Origin of the sequence: Cellulophaga sp. BC115SP (genome assembly GCF_009905545.1) — a bacterium.
In the GTDB taxonomy this organism is placed as follows: Bacteria; Bacteroidota; Bacteroidia; order Cytophagales; family Spirosomataceae; genus Flectobacillus; species Flectobacillus rivi.
The window spans coordinates 1-1,601 of record NZ_JAAALB010000131.1 but is presented as its reverse complement, the minus strand read 5'-3'; the positions used below and the strand labels follow the sequence as shown (position 1 = coordinate 1,601).

Below are 1,601 nucleotides of genomic sequence, written 5' to 3'. Positions count from 1 at the left end.
ACAGCATAGCTATAATTGCCAGCGCCACCTGTAGTTTGGAGAGTTACAACACCATCGTTACCTTGATAGCATTTTACAGCTGATACGGAGTTGATTGTAAAAGTAATGTCCGTAGGCTGAGTGATAGTTTTACTAGTACTTGTTGTAATACAGGCATTTGCATCTTTTATCCACACTTTATAGTCTCCAATAGTCAGAGTACTAAATGTATCATTATTTTGATAAATATTGCCATCCAAAGAATACTGATAAGGTCCGGTTCCCCCTAAGGGCAAACCTTTTATTGCGCCTGAATTTCCTCCAAAGCAAAGGACTTGACTAAGAATATCCAGATTAGCTGAAAGTGCTGTTGGTTCGGTAACCTGTACGCTCTTTTGTAATACACAGTTGTTGGCATCTTTTAAGGAGATAACATAATTTCCTGCTTTGAGACTTGTAAACTGATTTGACGTAATAAAATTGACATTATCTATCGAATAGAGATAGCTTCCTACCCCACCACCGGCATTGGCGATAATTGAGCCAGTTGCTTCGCTATTACATTTTACCGCAATACTTTGAAAGCTCATTTCCAAGCCTGAAGGTTCTGTCAAGGTACTTGAGCTCCCCTGCAAACTTTTAACACAACCTTTAATATCTCTTACATAAACCGAATACGCTCCTGCTTTTAATCCCGAAAAAATATTACTGCTTTGGTAATTAGTTCCCTCCAGACTATAGGTATAACCTCCGTTACCACCCGAAGCCTGAGTCGTAAGTTGTCCTGTTGATGCTCCATTGCAGAGAATATCTTGCTTCTGGGTGACGCTTACAACTATACTGCTGGCTTCTAGTAATTCAACTTGCATACTAGCTACACATTGGTTCTCATCCTGTACTTGAACGGTGTATTGTCCTGCTCGTAGGTCTGAAATCGTATTATTAGAGTTGTAATTGGTTTGGGTACTCAATTTGTAACTATAGGGCGATATTCCTCCTGATGCATTGATGACGAGTTGACCGGTACTACTGCCATTACAATCTATATCTTGCTTACTTTGAAGTGTGGCTAGCAATACTGAGGGTTCTGTAATAGTAGTAATGCCTGATTCTTTGATACATCCATTAGCATCTTTAACCCATACTTTATAATTGCCTGTACCTAAATTGCTTCTTATTGCATTGTTTGAATAATTGGTATTGTCCAAAGAATATTCATATGGAGCAATGCCCCCTGATGCACCTAATAAAAGGACTCCATCTTTTTTTCCGTTACAAGATATTTGGTTTTGAATAGTTACAGTAGGAATCACTTCACTAGGCTGAGTAATCGTTCCAGAGGCTGTTGCTGTACAAACATTATCCTTGATAACAATCTGGTAGTTCCCGGCAGAAAGTCCCTGTATTTGAGCAGTAGAGCTATAATTTAAACCTCCATCGATGGAGTACTGAAAACCTCCATTGGGAGTAGAATTAGATGTGTTTATGTTAAGAATACCATTATTTCCGCCAAAGCAAGTTACATTCGAAACCGTGATTGATGGGGGTAACAGCTTACTATCAGAGTTGATGGTTAATCCATTATTGGTACTTACACAACCACTCAAATCCTTAACATAGCC

The 1,601-nt window shown here is 39.0% G+C and carries 1 protein-coding gene; it reads right to left on the bottom strand.

Translation table 11 applies throughout. The features are described from left to right. A partial coding sequence (locus GVN22_RS27190; RefSeq protein WP_205691060.1) for a SprB repeat-containing protein occupies nucleotides 1-1,601 on the bottom strand: 1,601 nt, incomplete at both ends.